The organism is Streptomyces sp. NPDC055013 (assembly GCF_053608645.1).
In genome coordinates this window covers 62417-80060 of the sequence record NZ_JBSGVW010000044.1, presented here as the reverse complement: position 1 = coordinate 80060, position 17644 = coordinate 62417, and the positions used below count along the sequence as shown (strand labels likewise).

Here is a 17644-nt window from a genome sequence, read left to right as displayed (position 1 = left end):
ACCAGGTACGACAAGACCGCCACCTCCTACGAAGCAGCGGTCAGTCTCGCGTCATTCTTACTCTGGGCAAGATCCGTTTGAAGACGCACCCTAGAACACGTGTACGCCGCCACGCCCCGTACTACCGGCCGCCCTGTCTTGGCGAGCCCGGAGTGCCGCCGTGACCTTGGGTTGTGGACAACCCAGCCGGCGCTCACCTCGTCGGGCAGTCGCCGGGGTCCGTCTGCTCCAGGTGGGAGGCCAGGACCGCGGCCTGCCACGAGGTCGATCTCGCCGCGCAGCTCGACGACCGTCGTCCTGTCGGCGGTGTGTACCGCCTGGGACGGTGCGAACCTTGTGTGGTCTTGTACACAGCCTGATCAAAGACCCGCCGGTGATCGTGCGGAAGGGCGGAACGGCCTCTGCCGGGTGGGTCTGTCGGGCCCGCGGGGATCGCACGCGGCGGCCGTACGAACCCGTCCCCGCCTGGTCCTTCAAGGGGCGCGACCGGCCCATGCGGTCCGCCCGCGTGCGGTCAGGTTGGACTTGCGGGGCACATCGGCGCGGGCCCTATCGGACTGGCGGCCATCGCCACGGCCTGGCTGTTCACCCCCGACGGATCGTCGCGGTGAGGTGCGGATGACGGCCGCCGGCCGCCTGCCCACCTCGCAGCTAGTCACCCACACGTTCCCGCTGGACCGCATGGAGGAGGCATACGCCGTCTTCAGTCGCGCCGCCGACACCGGTGCCCTCAAGGTCGTGCTCGGCGGGGAGCAGCACGAGGTCGTCGCCGTGGGCGCGGCCTGACGAAGGGACGTGACAACGATGGCCGCCCGGGCTGGACCAGGCCGCCCGCCCCCCCGAGTTCACGGCAGGTCCCTCCTCGGCCCGCACGGCGTGGGGAGAATCGCACTGTCCACCGCATCGGGCCCCGTCGTCGTGCCCGTCAACTACAGCGTCGTCGACGGCGCGATCGTGTTCCGCGCGGCCTCCAATGACATTTTTGCTGGCCGTTGGCCGCCCGGTGGCTTTCGAGGTCGACCGCATCGACGACGGGTTCAGTCGGGGCTGGAGCGTGCTCGTGCGCGGGCGCCCGAGCCGTGACGGATCCCGGTGAGGCACGCAGGCTCGCTGAGAGCGCGTACTGCCACCCCTGGGCGGGAGGCGGGCAGGTGGGTGCGGGTCGAACCGCAAGCGGTCACCGGGCGTCGGATCACTGTGTGACATTCCCTGCCCTACGCCCACGCCGCGTCGTGAGCCGAACGGCCCTGTCTCAAAGGGCCGTTCGGCATCGCTGCGGGTACTCCTCGACTCCTGCTCCACAGGTGGCTGGTTCAGGCCTCGCCCGAGCGGCCGCCTGCGGTGAGCAGAATGCCCGTGACCAGGTCGGGCCGGATGCGGATCGCCTGATCCATGGCCTGCTCCACCCACGGCTGCAGCAACGCCCGGCAGCGGGCCAGGTCGTCGGGATCGGTCACCGGCCGCGCGTACCCAGCTACCACCACACTCCAGCCGAGATGCGTCTGCGGGTCGATGGTGTCGGCTTCGTAGGCGACGACGACACCAGGGCCGTCGGCCGACTGGGACTGTGAAATCAGGGCGCGCCCTCGTGGGTGCGTATGACGATGTCTCCGTCGTCCAGGACGTGGTTGACCGGTCGCACGGTCGGCAGCGCGTGCCGGGTGAAGACGATCCTCCCCAGGATCACGCTGCCCAGCAGCCGCAGCGCCTCGGCGCTGTCGAGCTCGATGCGTCGGCGCGGTCCTGCGAGGGCCGGCCGACCGTCGTCGTGGGCCATGGCTGACTTCCGTTGAGATGCGTTGCTCACTGCTCGAGTTGCCTACTCAGCGGAGCGACACCGCGGGGGATCGGCGCCGCTCCTGCATCTACGATCCCTCGGGCAATCGCCGGGCGCCAGGGCCGATGGGCCCCGGCCAGGGCCCGGATGGCCCTCACCGGCTGTCGCTGCCCCCGGTCACGGAAGGCGCCGCCCGGCCCGCCTCCGGCACCCGGAACGACGAGCAGGACACGTAGTCCAGTCCCGCCGCATGGAAGTAGTGGACCGAGTCGGGGTCGCCGCCGTGTTCGCCGCAGACGCCGATCATCAGCCCGGGGCGGGCGGCGCGGCCTTCGTCGACCGCGATCCGGAGCAGTCGGCCCACGCCGTCGTGGTCGATCGTCCCGAAGGGCGAGGTGGGGAAGATGCCCTTGTCGAGGTGGGCGGGAGAAGAACTCCGCCTCGACATCGTCCTGGGACAAACCCCAGGTGGTCTGGGTGAGTTCGTTCGTGCCGAAGGAGAAGAACTCGGCCTCCTCGGCGATACGGCCCGCGGTGAGCGCTGCGCGGGGTAGCTCGATCATCGTGCCGCACGGGCACGCCGGACTCGGCGAGCACCCGCTCCACTTCCGCGCGCTCGATGCGCAGTTTCTCGACGGCGCCGACCGGGGCACCATGATCTCGGCGTGCGGTGAGCACCCGGCCCGCGTGCGGGCCACAACGGCCTCGGCGACGGCCCGCACCTGCATGGCCACCAGGCCCAGAACCACCAGACCGAGGCGCACGCCGCGCAGGCCGAGCATCGGGTTCTCCTCGTGCATACGTCCCAACGGCTTTCAGCAGCGCCTGCTCGTGCGGATCGGGTTGCTCACCGCGCGCCTCGGCGGCAGCGATGCGTACGGCGAGTTCGGTGTGGTCGGGCAGGAACTCGTGCAGCGGCGGACCCAGAAGGCGGATGGTGACTGGCAGACCGTCCATCCCCTCCAGGATGTCGGTGAAGTCCTGCCGTTGGAGCGGCAGGAGAGCCTCCAGCGCCCGCTCGCGCTCGGCGTCATCGCGGGCCAGGACCCGTCGTCGGTGAGCTGCTTGGCGGCAACGTTGACGGCGTCCTCGTTGATGTCGGTGAGGCCGACGGCCGCGCCTGCTTCGGCGAAGGCGCGGGCGGTGGCCAGGCCCATGCCGGAGGAGGCGCCGGTGACGAAGGCGACCTGGCCGGTGAAGTCGTAGGTGGGTTCATGACGGTGGCTCCCAACGAAGGTGTACGGGCGTGGAGTTCAGCGTGCGGCCGTGGCGGTGAGGTCCCCAGCCTGCTGCGGCTCGCCGGTGTGGTGGGCGACCATCCGGGCAGGGCCGGTGATGCCGCGCAGCGCGAGGGCGATCAGCGGCAGCAGGGTGAGCGCGGCGAAGACAGCGCCGACCAGGGCCGGACCGGTCAGGCCGAGCGAGGAGTCCAGGGCCTGGCCCGCGACGAGGGAACCGGCGGCGATGCCGGTGTTGTAGCCGGAGGTGGTCAGCGCCGAGGTGAGGGTGGGGGCGTCCCCGGCGAAGCGGACGGCGAGGGAGGTGACGACCGGGTTGACGGTGAACCCGGCCAGGGCCATGGCGAAGACCAGGATCACGGCGGCCACCGGGCTGTCGGAGGCGGGGATCAGGGCCAGCAGGATGAGGGAGGTGGCCGCCGCGGCGGTGATCGCCGTGACCATCGGGCGGCAGTCTCCGAGGCGGCCGCCGATGGCGGTGCCGCCCAGCGCACCGATGCCGAAGGCGATCAGCACCAGCGGCACGGCACCGGCCGAAATGCCTGCCCGGTCGGTCAGCAGCGGCGTGATGTAGGTGTACGTCGCCAGGACCCCGCCCATGATCAGCACGGCCGCGCCGAGGGCGAGCCACATCCGCCCCTGGCGAAGGGCCCGGACCTCGGCACGCACCGACACCTCGGCCCGCTGCTCCGTGCGGGGAATGAACCGGCCGACGAACGCGGCGGCTAGTGCGGCGAGGACGGCGAGCGCCCAGAACGGGCCGCGCCAGCCGGTGTAGTGGCCGGCGAACGAGCCGATCGGCACACCGACGACGTTGGCCAGGGTGAGGCCGCCCATCATGACGCCGACCGCCCGCGTGGACCGGGCCGGGCCCGCTGCGGTGGTGGCGATCACGAAGCCGACGGCCCAGAACGCTCCGGTGGCCAGGGCGGTCACGACCCGGGCGGTGAGCACGACGGTGAAGGAGGTGCTGAGGGCGGCAACGGCGTGCCCGAGGGCGAAGACTGCGAGGGCACCGATGAGGGTGTGACGCTGGGGCAGGCGCAGGGTGGCCATGGCCATCGTGGGCCCGCCGACGATCATCCCGACGGCGAACGCGGTGATCAGCAGACCGGCGTGCGGGACGCTCACGCTCAGGTCGGCGGCCATCCCGGGCAGCAGTCCGGCGATGACGAACTCGGTAGTGCCCATCAGGAACGTGCCGGCGGCGAGTACCCAGACGACGAAGGGCAGCTTGCCGGGGGCGGACCCGGTGGCGGAGGGCATGCGAAAACTTCTTCCCGTACGAGGGGGTGGGCGGATTTCAGGCGGAGGGCGCGGTCAGGAGGCGGCCTCGATGGTGATCCGGTCGGCCCCGGACAGCAGGTCGGTGTCGGCGTCAATGTGGCCGAGGACCAGCAGGTCCTCGGAGGCGGAGGGGCCGTCCTTGTAGAAGATGGCGAGGTTGCCCCACGGCGCGTAGTAGGTGAGGTCCCCGGTCTTCGGCGCCTGCGGTTCGGGCGCGTTCTCGGTGGTCAGCTTCCTCGGCGGATCGGCGATCCGCTCGGTCCCGTGGAAGTCCTCCAGGTCCAGGGTGAGCGGGAGCAGGGAGGCCAGGTCGCGGGCGGCGGGGCTGTCGTTCAAGGTCGCCTCGACCTCCTGTCCGTCGATGGTGACGCGGATGTCCATCGGAGTGGTCCTTTCTGATCCGGACGGGCTCACCGACGCCGAGGACGACGGCTCCCCGGACGCCGGGGCGGACGACGAGGCGGAGGTGGTGGAAGTGGCCTGCTCGGCGGGTGAGTCGGCGGAGCAGGCGGTCGCGGCCAGCAGTAGGACGCCGGTGGTGGCGGTCAGGGCGCGGCCGAGGGTGAGGGTGGTCATGGGGTGCCGTCCTGCGGGTTGGGCATGGGCTCGGCGTAGTGCCGGAAGCTTTTGCGGTCGGTGTGCAGGCCGTACAGCAGCTCGGCCAGCGCCTGGGGGCTGGAGTGCTCGGAGTCGGGGCTGATCGCCCCGGGCACGATGAGCTGCGCGGCGTGGATGTTCTCGTCGGCGAGCGCGGTGTGGAGCATCGCCGCATACGCGCTCTCGGCGGCGAACGCGATCGAGGTGCCGGCGACCTTGGGGTTCGGGCGTACCGCGCTGCCGCCGTTGACGAACAGCAGCGTGCCCCGCCCCAGCTCCCGCATACCGGGCAGGACCGCGTTCACGCAGGTGAGCGGCCCCTTGACGGAGAATGCCAGCGGGTCGTCCAGGTCGGTCGCGGTGGTGTCCAGGACCGGCTTCATGAAGTCGCCGCGGGGCACCGGGCTGAACTGCAGGATCTCGACGGGCCCCAGGGTGTCCGCGGCCTCGTGCAGGGCTGCGGTGAGGGAGGCGGGGTCGAGGACGTCGGCGGTGAAGCCGCAGGCGTGGATGTCCTCTCTCGCCAGCTCGGCCACCAGGTTGTCCTGGTGCTGGACGCTGCGCGAGAGGAGGGCCACGCGGTGGCCCGCTTTGCCGAAGCGGCGGGCGGCAGCCAGGCCCAGAGCGGGACCGGCGCCGACGAGAGCGAAGGTAGTCACGAAGGTCTCCTCAACGACGTGGGGGGCGGGCCGCATCGGGGCCGCCTCAGGAAGCGGGGGACACGGGCGGAAGGACGTTCCTGGCCGGGTTCAGGCGGTGGCCGGGGCGATGGCGTACTCCTCGTCGGTGACGGGCTTCAGCCAGTGCACGACGTCGTGGGTGTCGTCGCCCTCGTTGATGGCCAGGTGGACCATCAGCCGGTTCGGCGCGGCACCGTGCCAGTGCTCCTCGTCGGCCTCGAACAGGACGCGGTCGCCGGGCCGGATGACCTCCACCGGTCCGCCCCGGCGCTGACACAGACCGATCCCCTCGGTGACGAAGACGGTCTGGCCCAGCGGGTGGCGGTGCCAGTGGGTGCGGGCACCGGGCATGAAGTGCACCAGGGAGGCGGTGACCCTCGACGGGGCGGGCGCCGCGGCGACGGCGTCGATGTAGACGTCGCCGGTGAACCAGTCCGCCGGACCCTTGGCGGTGTCGATCGAGCTGCGGGTGATCTGCACGGAGACTCCTCGTACGGGCGCGCTGCGGGGTCAGGGGGTGAGGAGGGTCTTGATGGCGCGGCGCTCGTCCATGGCCTGGTAACCCTCGGCGACCTGGTCCAGGGGGAGGGTGAGGTCGAAGACCTTGCCCGGGTCGATCGCGCCGGAAAGGACGCGGTCGATGAGGTCGGGCAGGTAGCGGCGTACGGGGGCGGGGCCGCCGCGCAGGCCGACGTGGGAGAAGAACAGCTCCTGCCCGTCGACGGCGACCTCGTGCGGGACGCCGACGAAGCCGACATTGCCGCCGGGGCGGGTGGAGTGCAGGGCCTGGCTCATGGACTGCGCGGTGCCGACGCACTCCAGGACGCTGTCCGCGCCGATCCCTCCGGTCAGCTCTTTGACCCGTGCCGCACCCTCTTCGCCGCGCTCGGTGACGATGTCGGTCGCGCCGAACTCGCGGGCCAGCTTCTGCCGGGACTCGTGGCGGGACATGGCGATGATCCGCTCCGCCCCCAGCTCCTTCGCGGCGATGACCGCGCACAGGCCGACCGCGCCGTCACCGACCACCACGGCGGTGGAGCCGGGCTTGACCTCGGCCGCGTCGGCGGCCCACCAGCCGGTGCCCATCACGTCCGACACGGCCAGCAGCCCCGGCCAGAACGGTTCGTCCGGCACTCCGTCGGTGGCGACCAGGGTTCCCTGCGCGTTCGGGATGCGCACGTAGTCGGCCTGGCAGGTGGACATGAACTCGACGTTCAGACAGCTCGACTGGAACCCGTTGCGGCAGTTCGCACAGGTGTTGTCCGAGGTCGCGAACGAGCCGACGACGAACTGGCCGGGCTTGACCGAGGTGACCTCGCTCCCGACTTCCTCCACGAAGCCGACGTACTCGTGGCCCATCGGATGGGCCGCGTCGGTGGGCTCCGCACCGCGATAGGGCCACAGGTCCGACCCACACACGCAGGTCACCGCCGTGCGGATGATCGCATCGGTCGGCTGGAGGATCTTCGGGTCCTCCAGGGTCTCGAAGCGGATGTCGCCGGGGGCGTGCATCAGTGCGCCGCGCATGAGAGGTTCCTTTGCGTTACCGGGTACAGGGTGTGGACCCGAAACACGGACGGCGGACCGCCCGCGCCGGGTGCGGGCCCCTCCTCCGCCCGTCGGCGGCCGGAGGAGAAGCACCACGTATCCCAGGTAACTGCCACTTCCCGCGCGTAGCGAGGCACTGACGAAGGGTGTACCAGCAGTACATCCCTATGGCTGCGCGCGGGACGTACCGTCGAAGGCATGGACAACCGTGCGGAGGTCCGCGAGTTCCTGACCTCGCGGCGCGCCAAGATCACCCCCGACCAGGCCGGACTGCCCTCCGGATCCCGCCGCCGTGTGCCGGGCCTGCGCCGCAGCGAGGTCGCGGCCCTCGCCGACATGAGCGTCGAGTACTACTCCAAACTCGAGCGCGGCGACCTCGCCGGAGTCTCCCCGGGCGTCCTCGAAGCCCTCGCCCGCGCCCTCCAGCTCGATGACGCCGAACGCGCCCACCTGCTGCACCTGGCCCAGGCCGCCGACGGCTCCGACGCCCTCACCCGCCCCCGCCGGCGCACCAAGGAGCAGTGGAAGGCGCACCGCAGCCTGCAATGGACCCTGGACGCGATCACCGCCGGACCGGCGTTCGTCCGCAACGGCCGGATGGACATCGTCGCCGCCAACCAGCTCTTCCGCGCCTTCTACACCGACCTCTACGCCACGCCCGGCAACCAGCAGAACCTGGCTCGCTTCACCTTCCTCGACCCCGCCGCCCGCCGCTTCTACCCCGACTGGGACTCCTTCGCCGACATCACCGTCGCCATCGTGCGTGCGGAAGCCGGCCGCAACCCCCACGACAAGGACCTGCACGACCTGGTCGGGGAGCTGTGCACCCGCAGTGACGAATTCCGTACCCGGTGGGGTGCGCACAACGTCCGCCACCACGGCACCGGCACCAAGCACTTCCACCACCACGCCGTCGGCGACCTCTCCCTCGCCTTCGAGGGCCTGGAGATGGCCGCCGCACCCGGCCTCACCCTCACCATCTACTCCGCCGAGCCCGGGTCGGACTCCGAAGAAGGGCTGCGCCTCCTCGCCACCTGGGCAGCCACCCAGGAAGCCACCCCGGACACGGAACGATCTGCCACCAGCTGAACGCCGACAGCGCCGAACCCGGACCGGGTTCGGCGCTGTCGGCGCACAGCTCAGACCTGTGCTGCTTGACCCGCCCGGGTGGCCAGGAAGGCCCCAGGGGCTGCCGCACTGGCCGTATGCGAGGGCCGTCGACGAGGCACTCGCGGCACGAGGCATCCCGCCCAGCTCCGTTCGTGCGGACCGCACTCCCAGCGACGACGGCTTGACCACCTACATGTGGCTGACCTGGGATGTTTCCCGCACCTGCGGCCGCGGCGGCATCCGACTGCACTGGAAGGAACGCCAGGGCTGGTTCTACGCCATGATCGGAATGAGCCTGGACGACGTCCTCCTCTACGGCGTCCTCCCGACCTTTCGCACGATCTTCCCGACCCCTCAGGACGTGGCCGACGTCGCCGACCAGATGGTCCGCTTCCGCACGGTGCCCGATCTGGAGCACCGCACGGAGTGGGACGGCGCACGGGAAGTGCGCGCCGCCGCCAGCAACCACCGCCGTGCCGGCTTCGGCCTGTCACCGGCCGGGCGACAAGAAGCGGGGGAGCGGACCCGGACAGGGGCGGAGATCATTGAGGGGGCGGGTGTGCAGCTGACCATCGACACGCAGACCGACAGCTACGAGCAGGCGATCGCGGCCGTACAGGCCGCCTACGGGCTCAACCCCGCCGCTGTGGCGAGCAGTTGGCCGGACGCTCCGTCGGCGTCCCGGCCGGGCCCGGAGAGCCTGGGCGACGACGTCCTGTGGGAGGGCTGGACGGATCGGATGCTCTTCGACACGATCGCGTCCGTGCTGCCCGGCGCCCGGGTCGTGCTCCGCCGCCTGGTCGAACGGGGCGGCACGGCCTCGTAAGGCGACATCCAGATGTACTTCGCCGACCACCCCACGACGCCGATCGCGCACAACAAGATGGGCGGAACACTCACTAGCATCCGCGCAGGCGACGCAGGGTCGGCCCGGACAACCGGACCGGCATCCTGGAACTGGACGACCGCGGGCGGATCTACCGGATCGAACCCGCCCTCGTGGAGTTCCTCAAACGCGTCTTCGATCTCGCTGATGCCCGCTCTGACGTGTTGCGCCAGGACCCAACCAACCCTTGAGGTGCGCCCTTTGGGCGGCCACGCAGCCGACCGGCATGGCTTCGTTGATCTCTTGGAGCAGCGTTTATCGACGGTTCTTCGGAGTCAGTTGGTGATCGACTCAGCTCGCGATGCCGAGCAGACAGGAGGGCACCCCAGTGCCGGCGGCGAAGACGAGGGAGGGCGGGACCAACGGGCTTTCGCTTGTCAGCAGGTGAGGAGGGCCTTGGGGGAGATGTTCCGTCCCTCCCACGGGTCTTTCCTCAGCCGTCTGAGGGGAACCCGGCGGTGAGGTAGTCCGACAGCTGTCCCGGCGCGTCTTCCTGGAGGAGGTGGCCTGCTCCCTCGATCCAGTGCAGCTTGGCGTGCGGGATACGCGCGTGCAGCCATCTGGCGTGTTCCGGGGGGAGGATGCGGTCCTCGCGTCCCCAGATGAGCCGTACCGGGAGCGACATCCCGCCCAGCAGGTCCTCGTACGCGGTGGTGTCCGCCTGTCTGATCTGGCTGTACTGGCGGTAGAACGCGGCCTGCCCTGCGGCTCCCCGCCACGGCGCAAGAAACGCGTCGAGGATTTCCGGCCGGAAGCCCACGTGCGTGGCGTGCCGCATATGGCTGGCGACCAGCGCTTCGTGAGCGTAGTCCGGAAGCTGCTGGAAGACATCCGCGTGCTCCAGGATGAGCTGGAAAAGCCCTCGCTCCCACTCGCCGCCGCTGACCGCGTCGAAGAGGGTCAGGTCCCGGTAGCTCTTCTTTTCCAGCAGTAGCGTCCGGAGAGCCACAGCCCCACCGATGTCGTGGGCGACGACGCTGGGGCGGGACAGCTCCCAGTGGTCGAGGAGCCGGGCGAAGTTCCTCCCGTGAGCCGCCAGGCTGAGGTCCTGGCCTTCACGCTGGTCCGACTGGCCGAAGCCGAGATGGTCGAAGACGAAGACGGTGCGAGTACGAGCGAGTGCTGGAGCGATGTCCCGCCACAGAAAGGAGGAGTACGGGGTGCCGTGCACCAGGACGACCGGCTCTCCGCTGCCGAGAACCCTCCAGCGCACCGTCCCCTCAGGCGTCTCAAACTCCTCGCCAAGTGTCCAGTTCACCCTTGGTCTCCTCATCTTGGGCATGGGCAGCAACTCTTGCCGAGAGCATGGCCGATGCCGCCCTGGCAAGAGGCTGCAGTGCCTCTCGAACTCATCGACACCACTCTTTCGTGATTAACCCTTTGGCCAAGCGACGTCACTACTGTTCGACCATGCCAGGCGATCTCACCGGAACAGCACACGGCGGTTCAGAACTGGGTCAGGGAGCATGGCGTACCCCCTGATTACCGTGGACCCCTCGGCACCGCTGGATGACCTGAGGCCGTTTCTGGGCATGCTCGGTGAGCGGACGGCCGTGGTGGGATACGGGGCCGGAGCACGTGGAGCGCAGTTCGGCTCCCGTGTCGTCGGCCCCGCAGCCGTCTACAGGCGCGCCTCATGACCGCACCCGCTCCCACCCGCGAGAAGTGACGCCCGTGCTGCTTGACCTGCTCGGATGGCCAGGAAGCCCGGGTTGCCGCACCGGCTTCCACGTGAGAGCCCTCGAGTAGGGGGACAGTGCAGGTGTGGGAGTGGTGGGGGAGGGGACTTGGTGGGCAGGCCGGGTTCAGCAGCGTTCCCCTGGGGGCTGGCTCGGCTCAGGCTTCTCTGGTTCAGCCCACGTGCCGGGGGAGCCGCGCACCCGGGGTCATTGCAGGCTGCCTTGTTCGCACACCTGGCGGGCGACCTCGCGCAGTTTGATGTTGTTCTCCTGGGAGTAGCGGCGCAGGACGTCGAAGGCTTGCTCTTCGGTGAGGTGGTGGGCGCCCATGAGGATGCCCATGGCCTCGCCGATGAGGTGGCGGGTGGTGACGGCTTGTTCCATCTGGGCGTGGGCGCGGGCGGCTGAGAAGGCGACGGCCGCGTGGGAGGCCAGCAGCCAGCCGGCCAGTTCGCTGTTCTCGGTGAAGGCGCCGGGTTTGTGGGAGTAGAGGTTGAGGGCGCCGAGGTCTTCCTCGTCGGTGAAGAGAAGGAAGCCCATCATGCTGCCCACGCCGAGGGCGTGGGCCTGCGGGGCATAGGCGGGCCAACGCTGCTGCAAGCCGGTGAGGTCGGCGATGCGGAAGACCCGCTCTCCCAGCGAGGTACGGGCGGCATCGAAGCACGGCCCTTCGCTGAGACGGTGTTGCAGTTGGTCGCTGTTGATGACCAGCTGGTGAGTGGGAGCGAGCGTCTCCACCGTGCTGTCGTGCAGGACGAGGATGCCGGCCGCGTCGCAGCCTTCCACCAGCTCGGTGGCTGAAGCGGTGATCCGCTCCAGCGTGGCATTCACCGAATCCTGCGCCAGAAGGTCCCGTGCCATCGACGCCATCTGCTGCGCGAACTGATCCCAGTCCACCTTTGCCCTCCGCTACTCGTCCCGCTTGGACCAGGCTTATACCCTGCGCTCCACGTGAGTCGCGCAGACGTCGCAGACCGATACCTGTCACCGAGGCCGTGCCCATTTGCTCGGCCGCGAGCGGCCGCCGACGCCCGGCAGCGGCGCCGATCGACTGAACACGGCCGGGCGAACTCGTGAGGTTGCGCTGGGTGATGCGACAAGTGTTGCGCTGAGCGTTGCGCCAGGTAACGAAGCACTACTAGGGCGTGTCTTTCGGATCAGTGATGAGAGTGAGGCCGCCGGGCGAGCCGATGCCCGGGTGTTCTGGGGTGAGGACGGCTGGTGGCCACATGTGTTCGAGGCAGCCGTACGATGTCTGCCGTGGATACCTCACGGGACGACCTGCGATGTGGGCTCTGCGGGCAGGTTATGAATGCCCGCCATGAACAGCACCACGAGGAATCGGTGGTCGGTGCGGGGAGGCGTGTGGAGTACGTAGTGATCGGACTGCGCGGCGCGCATGCCCTCTTTCAAGCTGCCGATGAGTCCTCTCGGACCCGCAAGACGCATGCCGCCGACCTGGCGAAGGCGCTGGGGGTTGACCTGCCCGATCTTCCTGGCCGCCATTACACGTGCTGGGAGACGCCTGGGGAGTACGGCGGCGTCTTCCGGAGCGGCTTCGAGCTGGCCTGACATGCCCGCACCCTTCACTCAGCTACGACGTTGCACACTGTGGACACGATGCGCACCCCGGCCTGGCCAGGGGCGCATCCTCCTCTCCGGTGCACCGAGCGGTGAAGCGTGTGGTCCGGGGACGCGTCACGACCTCGAAAGCCGTGAGGCCACGCGTAGCGGCCGACGGCTGACCATCCTCACTCCTCATCCTCCTCCGCGTCGCCGATGGCGACGCGGAGGTCATGCATGCTCTGCTGCATCTCGATCACGGACAGCTCAGCCCGGCTGAGGGCTTGCCGGACACCGGTCCGGGTAGGGCGGCGCATCTGGTCAGGGGGCCGACCGCTCCCCGATGGCGTGGCGGGCGAGGGCGGCGTGCAGCTCGCTGAGCAGCAGCTCGGGCAACCGGGCGCCTTGGGCGTGCTTGAGGATTTCTCCGGCGACCTGGCTGAGTTTGATGTTGGTGTGCTGGGAGACCTCTGTCAGCACGGCGAAGCCGTCATGTGGCGTTATCTGGCCCAGCGTGGTCAGCACGCCGATGGCTTGGTCGACGACGGCGTGAGCGGGGATGGCCTGGCGCAGTTGCTGGATTTCCGTGCGCAGCCGTGCGACCTCGGCCTGGAGGCTTTCGGCTGCCGCGGTGGCGGGAGTCGGCCTGGGATCCGTAGAGGGAGCCAGGCGCTCGTCCAAAGGTGCACGGGTCGAGGTCATACGCTTCCCCTGCCCGGTTTCCTCTTCAGCATCCGCCCGGCCGCAGCCGGGCAGAACGTGTGCGTCCTCCCGGCCCGCAGCCCGGAAGGACGTACACGGGGGCCTTCTCCCGAACCCCGCCCCGCCCCGCAAGAGTAGCCAGCCCGCAACCAGCTCATGCGCTGTGATGCTGGAAAGAAGGGGCGGTGAGGGCCCGGGGCCGGGCGCTGGCGGAGCCGGGCCCTCACGAGGATTCGCGCTTCCGTGGGGGGCGGATGGTCAGGGCGCGATGACCATCTCAACGAATCCCGGGCCGTCCAGGTCACGCATCAGATCAGGTCAGGCTGCGTTGTGCGGCCCTGCGTGGGAAACGAGATGGCATCCAACGTTCCCACCGCTGCGCAGGGCTCACTCGATGGGCCGCGTACAGCGACACTAGGCTCTGATGTCGTTGGATGCGGGGCTCATTCGGGAGATTCGTGGCTGCCGGGAGGCCGTGCGGCGTGGTGGGGATGGCCGACGGTGCGTCGCGCCTCCTTCATCTCGGCCTCGTACAGGTGGCCGCGGCCCTGGGCCAGCTGCTCGACGGCCTCACGCTCCAGGAGCGTGAACGGCCGGTGGTAGGTGACGTCGTATGCCTCCACGATCTGGAAGGTCCAGTGCCCCGGGATGACGTTCCGGCCCAGAATCTCCGACTGCACTCTGTCGGCCCACTCGGGGTGGCTGGCTCGGCGCAGCAGCTCAACTGCTCGGTCCAGTTGAAAGTCAGCGGTGCCGGTCAGCTGATGAAAGCTGTAGAGGTGGCCTCTAGCGCGTTCGGTGGTCTCCAGAGCCTTGGACAGCGCCCCGAGCGCTTCCACGGTCTCGTCACTGACGCCTTCGGGGCGCCGGTGGGCCCGGTCCGGCCCGTCGTGATGAATCCTCATGATCCTTTTCGTCCCTCGTGATCACATGCGGCGCAGCCTTTCGGGCTGCAAGCGAGACGCGCCACCACAATTCAGCTAGTCTTCACGGCTCACTTCGCCCTAAGGGAGGCTTTGCCAGCCGACCCACGGCGGTATCCCACTCCAACGGATGGATCAGTCAGCCAGTCAGCCCCAAAAGCGGCCGCTGAAGGCGGGGCGAGGGGACGGCTGGACTGGGTTCCGCGGGGGGGTGCCCCTATGTCTTTGGTCAAGCTGGTCGGGTGTGGGTTTGGGGCGTCTGGAACGATGTGTCCGTGCATGCTGATGATCAGCTTGGCGAGGGGGTCCCCGCGGAGCTCGCGGTGTTCCTGCGGGAGGCGGCGACGACCGCCCGGTGAAGATCGCTCCTTCCGTCTGCGAGGGGTGCGGCAGTCATGTGTTCTTCGTGCTGGTCAACGCCTCCGGCGCGGAACGAGAGTGTTCGGGCTGCGACAGCCGTGCGTTCATCGCGGACAGCGAGGAGTACTGGAACGAGGAGTCCTGGGAGGACGACGAGCCCGGTGCGGCCGACTGCCCGTGCGGGAGCGAGGAGTTCGAGGCCGCGGTCGCTTCTCGCTCGGCACCGACGGATCCGTCCGCTGGGTGACCGTGGGCCTGCGTGCATCAAGGATGGGTTCTGCGGGATCTAGCCGACTGGAAGATCGACTATGAACCGACGGATCACCTCCTGACCATGGTCTAGGTCTGGGGAGCGACAGCTCGAACGGGCTGCGGTTCGTAGAAGGTTCCGTCGCGGAGCATCGCGAAGAGGACGTCGGCCCGGCGTCTAGCGAGGCAGAGCAGAGCCTGGGTGTGGTGCTTGCCCTGGGCGATCTTCCTGTCGTAGTAGGCACGCGATGTCGGATCGCGCAGGGCGGCGAACGCAGAGAGGAAGAAGGCCCGTTTGAGCTGCTTGTCTCCCGGTCTGGAGGACTGTTCGCCGCGGATCGAGGAGCCCGAGTTCCGGGTGGCCGGGGCGAGGCCGGCACAGGCGGCCAGATGGCCGGCGGTCGGGAAGGTGCTGCCGTCGCCGACCTCGATCAAGATGCGGGCTCCGGTCCTGACGCCGACTCCCGGCATGGACGTCAGGACCTAATTCCTTTCCAACGACCCCGGTGGGTCAGGTCGAGTCACCGGGGTGTTCGAGTGGTGAGGGTCGTCACGCCTACTTCGAGCTGAGCTTGTAAGCCTCTGGTTAGAGCGTGCGGGCGGTTCTCCTGCTTGTGGTGGCGGGCGCGTGGGCGTCGAGCGGACGTCTTCACGTGACTTGGTCGATGGGAGACCTACCCAGAAAACGGCGGCGCTCGACGCCTTCGTGTCCGCCACCACACCCAACGTTGGCGGGCCCGTGCAGCGCGGCGAAGATGTCCTCGACCAGCCGCTCGGCCATCCGCGGGGCCTCGGCCGTACAGGGTGACCAACCAGCCGCCCCAGTCCGGTCTTGCGGATCTGAGGCGGCGATCCGAACCGTTCCAGCAGGGGTGCTCATGGCCGGGCTTCCGTGCTCGACGGGCACGTGTCCCGGGACGGTCTCCGATGCGCCCGCGCGTGTAGGCGGGGGGCTGCGCTAGCGGGAGGGCGGGGCGAAGTCGATTTCCTTCGCCATCATGATGCGGCCACCCATGTTGCGGTCCATCATCTCCAGGGCCGCAGCCTCCAGATGCGGGTGGATGGAGGCCACGGCGTCCTGGGGCACGGTCACGGTCAGGTGGCGGATGTGCGCGTCCAGGGCTGAGTACAGGACGCACTGCTCGGTCACCTGCCCGCACAGCACCACGTGCCCCACCTGCAGCTTCCACAGGAGGTAGGCCAGGGGTGTCTCGTAGAAGATCGAGTGACGGGCCTTCACTACGAAGAGCGAGTCGTCGTCGGGCTTGATCGGTTCGATCAGGTCCGCGTGGCGCCCCGCCAGGGCGGTGTCGACGAGTTCTCCGTGGTGGGAGCGCCAGAGGCCGAAGTTGTCGTTCGCGTAGATCACCGGTACGTCCGCCTCCCGTGCCCGGCGGATCAGGTCTACCAGAACGGGCACGACGCGTCGGGCGGCCGGCATGAGCAGTTCGGCGTCCTCGTGGTCGTAGGTGTTGATCATGTCGATCACGATGAGGGCGAGCCCTGTCGTGTCCGCGGAGCCGTTCACGGTCTCTCCCGTTCGGGCGCCGTCAGGTGCGCGTCCGTATCGTCACCGCACGGTACGGCGGCCGCCACCTGCTCTCGGCGACCAGAAAGCCGCTTGCTCGGGGTCGGCAGGGGCTCGCCGGGCATCTGCCCGTCCGTCTCCGCGGCGCGCCTCGTGTGACGTCAGGTGGTCAGCAGGCGGTTGAAGAAGGCGCGGTAGTGGCGCAGGGCTTGGCGCAGGTCCTCTGTGTTCGCCTGTTCGCCGCGGTTCCACTGTCCTTCCAGTTCTTGCTTATGGTCGGCGAAGGTGGTGGCCAGCTGTTGCATCACGTCGGCGACGAGTGCGTCGGCGGTGTGCACGGCCTCACGGGGGTCGTCGACGAACTTGTTCTGCACGTCCTGCCAGCGTGTGCGGAAGCCTTCCTCGTCCTTGGGGGTAAGGAGCTGGGGGGCTTCGTCGTCAGTGTTGCCGTCTCCCTTCGTGGCTTCCTGCTGTGTGCTGGAGTCGGCTTGCGCCGCCTCGTCCGCCTTGCCCCCGTCGGGGACCGCGGCCTCGTCTTCGGCGGGCCGGCTCGGCGTGGCCGTGCTCTCGCCGGGGAAGGTCGGCACGGTGGCCGGTGCGCTCGAGGCGCTCTCCTGCCTGGACGTGTCGCGGGGTCGGGCGAGGTCGTCGGTAGACAGGCCACTCGAGGCAGCGATGTCCGGTATGTCCTTGCGTTGCATTTCTCCTCCGTTCCCGGAGGCCTGGGGCCTCCCGGCCGGGCGGTGGGCTGTCCCTGAGCGTTCACGCGTGGGCGCGGCGGCGGGGTTCGCCGCCGTCGGAGAGCAACTCGTCGAACAGGGCCCTGTAGTGGACCATGGCCCCCCGCAGTTCTTCTGTGGTCGCCTCGTGGCGGGTGCTGAGTGCGTCGACATCGTGGGCGGCCCGGTAGTGCTCGAGCGTGCGGCTGTGCTGGACCGAGAGGTCCTTGAGCCGTTGCTCAAAGTCCTCGGTGGGGTAGCCGCGCTCCTGCATCAGGGAGGTCACCAGACGGTCCGCGTCGTGCACGGCATCTTCAGGACGGTCCACGAACTCATCCTGCACGCTGGTCCACTCCCTGGTGTACCGATCCCGGGAGCTGCTGGTGAGCGGCTTGATGTCCAGTGAGTCGTGCCGCTTCTCGCGGGCCCTGAGCTCGCGTTCGCCAGCCGTGCGACTGTCGGCGTTCTCCATCGTTCGTTCGTACTCCGGGCCGAACCGCTCGCGGAGCTTTCTGCGGCGCATGAGAATCGAGGCCGCCACGATTGCCACGACGATCACGACCGCAATGGGAATGATGATCGCCAGAAGTGTCCCTGTTGACATGGGGCAGGCTCCCTAAACTGAACCTTGGAAATTTCTCTACATATACCGAATTGCCTCTTATGTGTATTTGAAACGAAGAGGGCTGATCTTGACCTGCGGCTCCGGAGAGAAGGAGCCGCTCAGTCGAAGTACGACTGGAGCGTGCCGCGGCGCCGGATGTCGAGACTCATCAACCAGTTCTCCGCCGCCCTGGC

General features: G+C 69.0%; 18 protein-coding genes and 5 pseudogenes. 6 read left to right on the top strand and 17 right to left on the bottom strand.

All coding sequences use genetic code 11. The features are described from left to right. Positions 1-612: 612 nt before the first annotated feature. Positions 613-786 (top strand): annotated as a pseudogene (locus ACWGDB_RS36790) (alcohol dehydrogenase); the annotation flags it as partial. Positions 787-804: 18 nt separating this feature from the next. Then, entirely contained in the window at positions 805-1083 is a 279-nt protein-coding gene (locus ACWGDB_RS36785) for a pyridoxamine 5'-phosphate oxidase family protein (protein WP_453826437.1), read from the top strand. A 230-nt stretch (positions 1084-1313) separates the two neighbouring features. Here the strand turns inward: ACWGDB_RS36785 and ACWGDB_RS36780 are convergent. From ACWGDB_RS36780 to ACWGDB_RS36740, 9 genes and pseudogenes are all read right to left on the bottom strand, one after another. Beyond that, a pseudogene (locus ACWGDB_RS36780) lies at positions 1314-1777 on the bottom strand (pyridoxamine 5'-phosphate oxidase family protein). A 154-nt stretch (positions 1778-1931) separates the two neighbouring features. Further along, positions 1932-2225 (bottom strand): putative PEP-binding protein, encoded by a 294-nt coding sequence (locus ACWGDB_RS36775; protein WP_453826436.1) that lies wholly within the window; start codon positions 2223-2225, stop codon positions 1932-1934. Between the two features lie 70 nt (positions 2226-2295). Beyond that, positions 2296-2559 (bottom strand): annotated as a pseudogene (locus ACWGDB_RS36770) (putative PEP-binding protein); the annotation flags it as partial. Between the two features lie 264 nt (positions 2560-2823). Next, positions 2824-2988, bottom strand: a pseudogene (locus tag ACWGDB_RS36765) (SDR family NAD(P)-dependent oxidoreductase); the annotation flags it as partial. 42 nt (positions 2989-3030) lie between these two features. After that, the gene (locus ACWGDB_RS36760; RefSeq protein WP_453826435.1) at positions 3031-4281 is read right to left on the bottom strand and encodes an MFS transporter; all 1251 of its coding nucleotides are present in this window, start codon (positions 4279-4281) and stop codon (positions 3031-3033) included. 54 nt (positions 4282-4335) lie between these two features. Further along, positions 4336-4878: a cyclophilin-like fold protein gene (locus tag ACWGDB_RS36755; RefSeq protein ID WP_453826434.1), complete on the bottom strand. Its 543-nt coding sequence runs from the start codon at positions 4876-4878 to the stop codon at positions 4336-4338. Next, entirely contained in the window at positions 4875-5558 is a 684-nt protein-coding gene (locus ACWGDB_RS36750) for an SDR family NAD(P)-dependent oxidoreductase (RefSeq protein ID WP_453826433.1), read from the bottom strand. Before ACWGDB_RS36750 ends, ACWGDB_RS36755 begins: the two co-directional genes overlap by 4 nt. Positions 5559-5648: 90 nt before the next feature. Beyond that, positions 5649-6059 (bottom strand): (R)-mandelonitrile lyase, encoded by a 411-nt coding sequence (locus ACWGDB_RS36745; protein WP_453826432.1) that lies wholly within the window; start codon positions 6057-6059, stop codon positions 5649-5651. 30 nt (positions 6060-6089) lie between these two features. After that, a complete protein-coding gene (locus tag ACWGDB_RS36740) occupies positions 6090-7106 on the bottom strand; it encodes a zinc-dependent alcohol dehydrogenase family protein (RefSeq protein ID WP_453826431.1) in 1017 nt (338 codons plus the stop codon). 219 nt (positions 7107-7325) lie between these two features. Here ACWGDB_RS36740 and ACWGDB_RS36735 point away from each other — a divergent pair, with 219 nt between their 5' ends. Both ACWGDB_RS36735 and ACWGDB_RS36730 read left to right on the top strand, forming a co-directional pair. Beyond that, positions 7326-8216: a helix-turn-helix transcriptional regulator gene (locus tag ACWGDB_RS36735; RefSeq protein WP_453826430.1), complete on the top strand. Its 891-nt coding sequence runs from the start codon at positions 7326-7328 to the stop codon at positions 8214-8216. A gap of 58 nt (positions 8217-8274) precedes the next feature. Further along, entirely contained in the window at positions 8275-9063 is a 789-nt protein-coding gene (locus ACWGDB_RS36730) for a DUF6292 family protein (protein WP_453826429.1), read from the top strand. 493 nt (positions 9064-9556) lie between these two features. On the opposite strand, the gene ACWGDB_RS36725 is transcribed toward ACWGDB_RS36730, so the two are convergent. After that, on the bottom strand, positions 9557-10381 hold the full coding sequence (locus ACWGDB_RS36725) for an alpha/beta fold hydrolase (protein WP_453826428.1): 825 nt from the start codon (positions 10379-10381) through the stop codon (positions 9557-9559). A 628-nt stretch (positions 10382-11009) separates the two neighbouring features. Further along, on the bottom strand, positions 11010-11699 hold the full coding sequence (locus ACWGDB_RS36720) for a GAF and ANTAR domain-containing protein (RefSeq protein WP_453826427.1): 690 nt from the start codon (positions 11697-11699) through the stop codon (positions 11010-11012). Positions 11700-12167: 468 nt separating this feature from the next. On the opposite strand from ACWGDB_RS36720, the gene ACWGDB_RS36715 reads away from it, so the two are divergent. After that, positions 12168-12374 (top strand): hypothetical protein, encoded by a 207-nt coding sequence (locus ACWGDB_RS36715; protein WP_453826426.1) that lies wholly within the window; start codon positions 12168-12170, stop codon positions 12372-12374. 312 nt (positions 12375-12686) lie between these two features. On the opposite strand, the gene ACWGDB_RS36710 is transcribed toward ACWGDB_RS36715, so the two are convergent. Together ACWGDB_RS36710 and ACWGDB_RS36705 are read right to left on the bottom strand one after the other, a co-directional pair. Continuing rightward, positions 12687-13067, bottom strand: coding sequence for an ANTAR domain-containing protein (locus ACWGDB_RS36710; RefSeq protein ID WP_453826425.1), 381 nt, complete (start codon positions 13065-13067; stop codon positions 12687-12689). A 443-nt stretch (positions 13068-13510) separates the two neighbouring features. After that, entirely contained in the window at positions 13511-13972 is a 462-nt protein-coding gene (locus tag ACWGDB_RS36705) for a hypothetical protein (protein WP_453826424.1), read from the bottom strand. A gap of 373 nt (positions 13973-14345) precedes the next feature. Between ACWGDB_RS36705 and ACWGDB_RS36700 the strand changes: the two genes are divergently transcribed. Beyond that, positions 14346-14597 (top strand): hypothetical protein, encoded by a 252-nt coding sequence (locus ACWGDB_RS36700; protein ID WP_453826423.1) that lies wholly within the window; start codon positions 14346-14348, stop codon positions 14595-14597. A 92-nt stretch (positions 14598-14689) separates the two neighbouring features. Here ACWGDB_RS36700 and ACWGDB_RS36695 read toward each other — a convergent pair. The 4 genes and pseudogenes from ACWGDB_RS36695 to ACWGDB_RS36680 form a co-directional block, all read right to left on the bottom strand. After that, positions 14690-15469: pseudogene (locus ACWGDB_RS36695) on the bottom strand (transposase); the annotation flags it as partial. 88 nt (positions 15470-15557) lie between these two features. Then, the gene (locus tag ACWGDB_RS36690; RefSeq protein ID WP_453826422.1) at positions 15558-16127 is read right to left on the bottom strand and encodes a cysteine hydrolase family protein; all 570 of its coding nucleotides are present in this window, start codon (positions 16125-16127) and stop codon (positions 15558-15560) included. A 161-nt stretch (positions 16128-16288) separates the two neighbouring features. Next, positions 16289-16828 carry a hypothetical protein gene (locus ACWGDB_RS36685; RefSeq protein WP_453826421.1) on the bottom strand — a complete coding sequence of 180 codons (540 nt, stop codon included), beginning with the start codon at positions 16826-16828 and terminating at the stop codon, positions 16289-16291. Between the two features lie 61 nt (positions 16829-16889). Then, positions 16890-17450, bottom strand: a complete 561-nt coding sequence (locus ACWGDB_RS36680) for a hypothetical protein (protein ID WP_453826420.1) — start codon at positions 17448-17450, stop codon at positions 16890-16892. Positions 17451-17644: the final 194 nt, after the last annotated feature.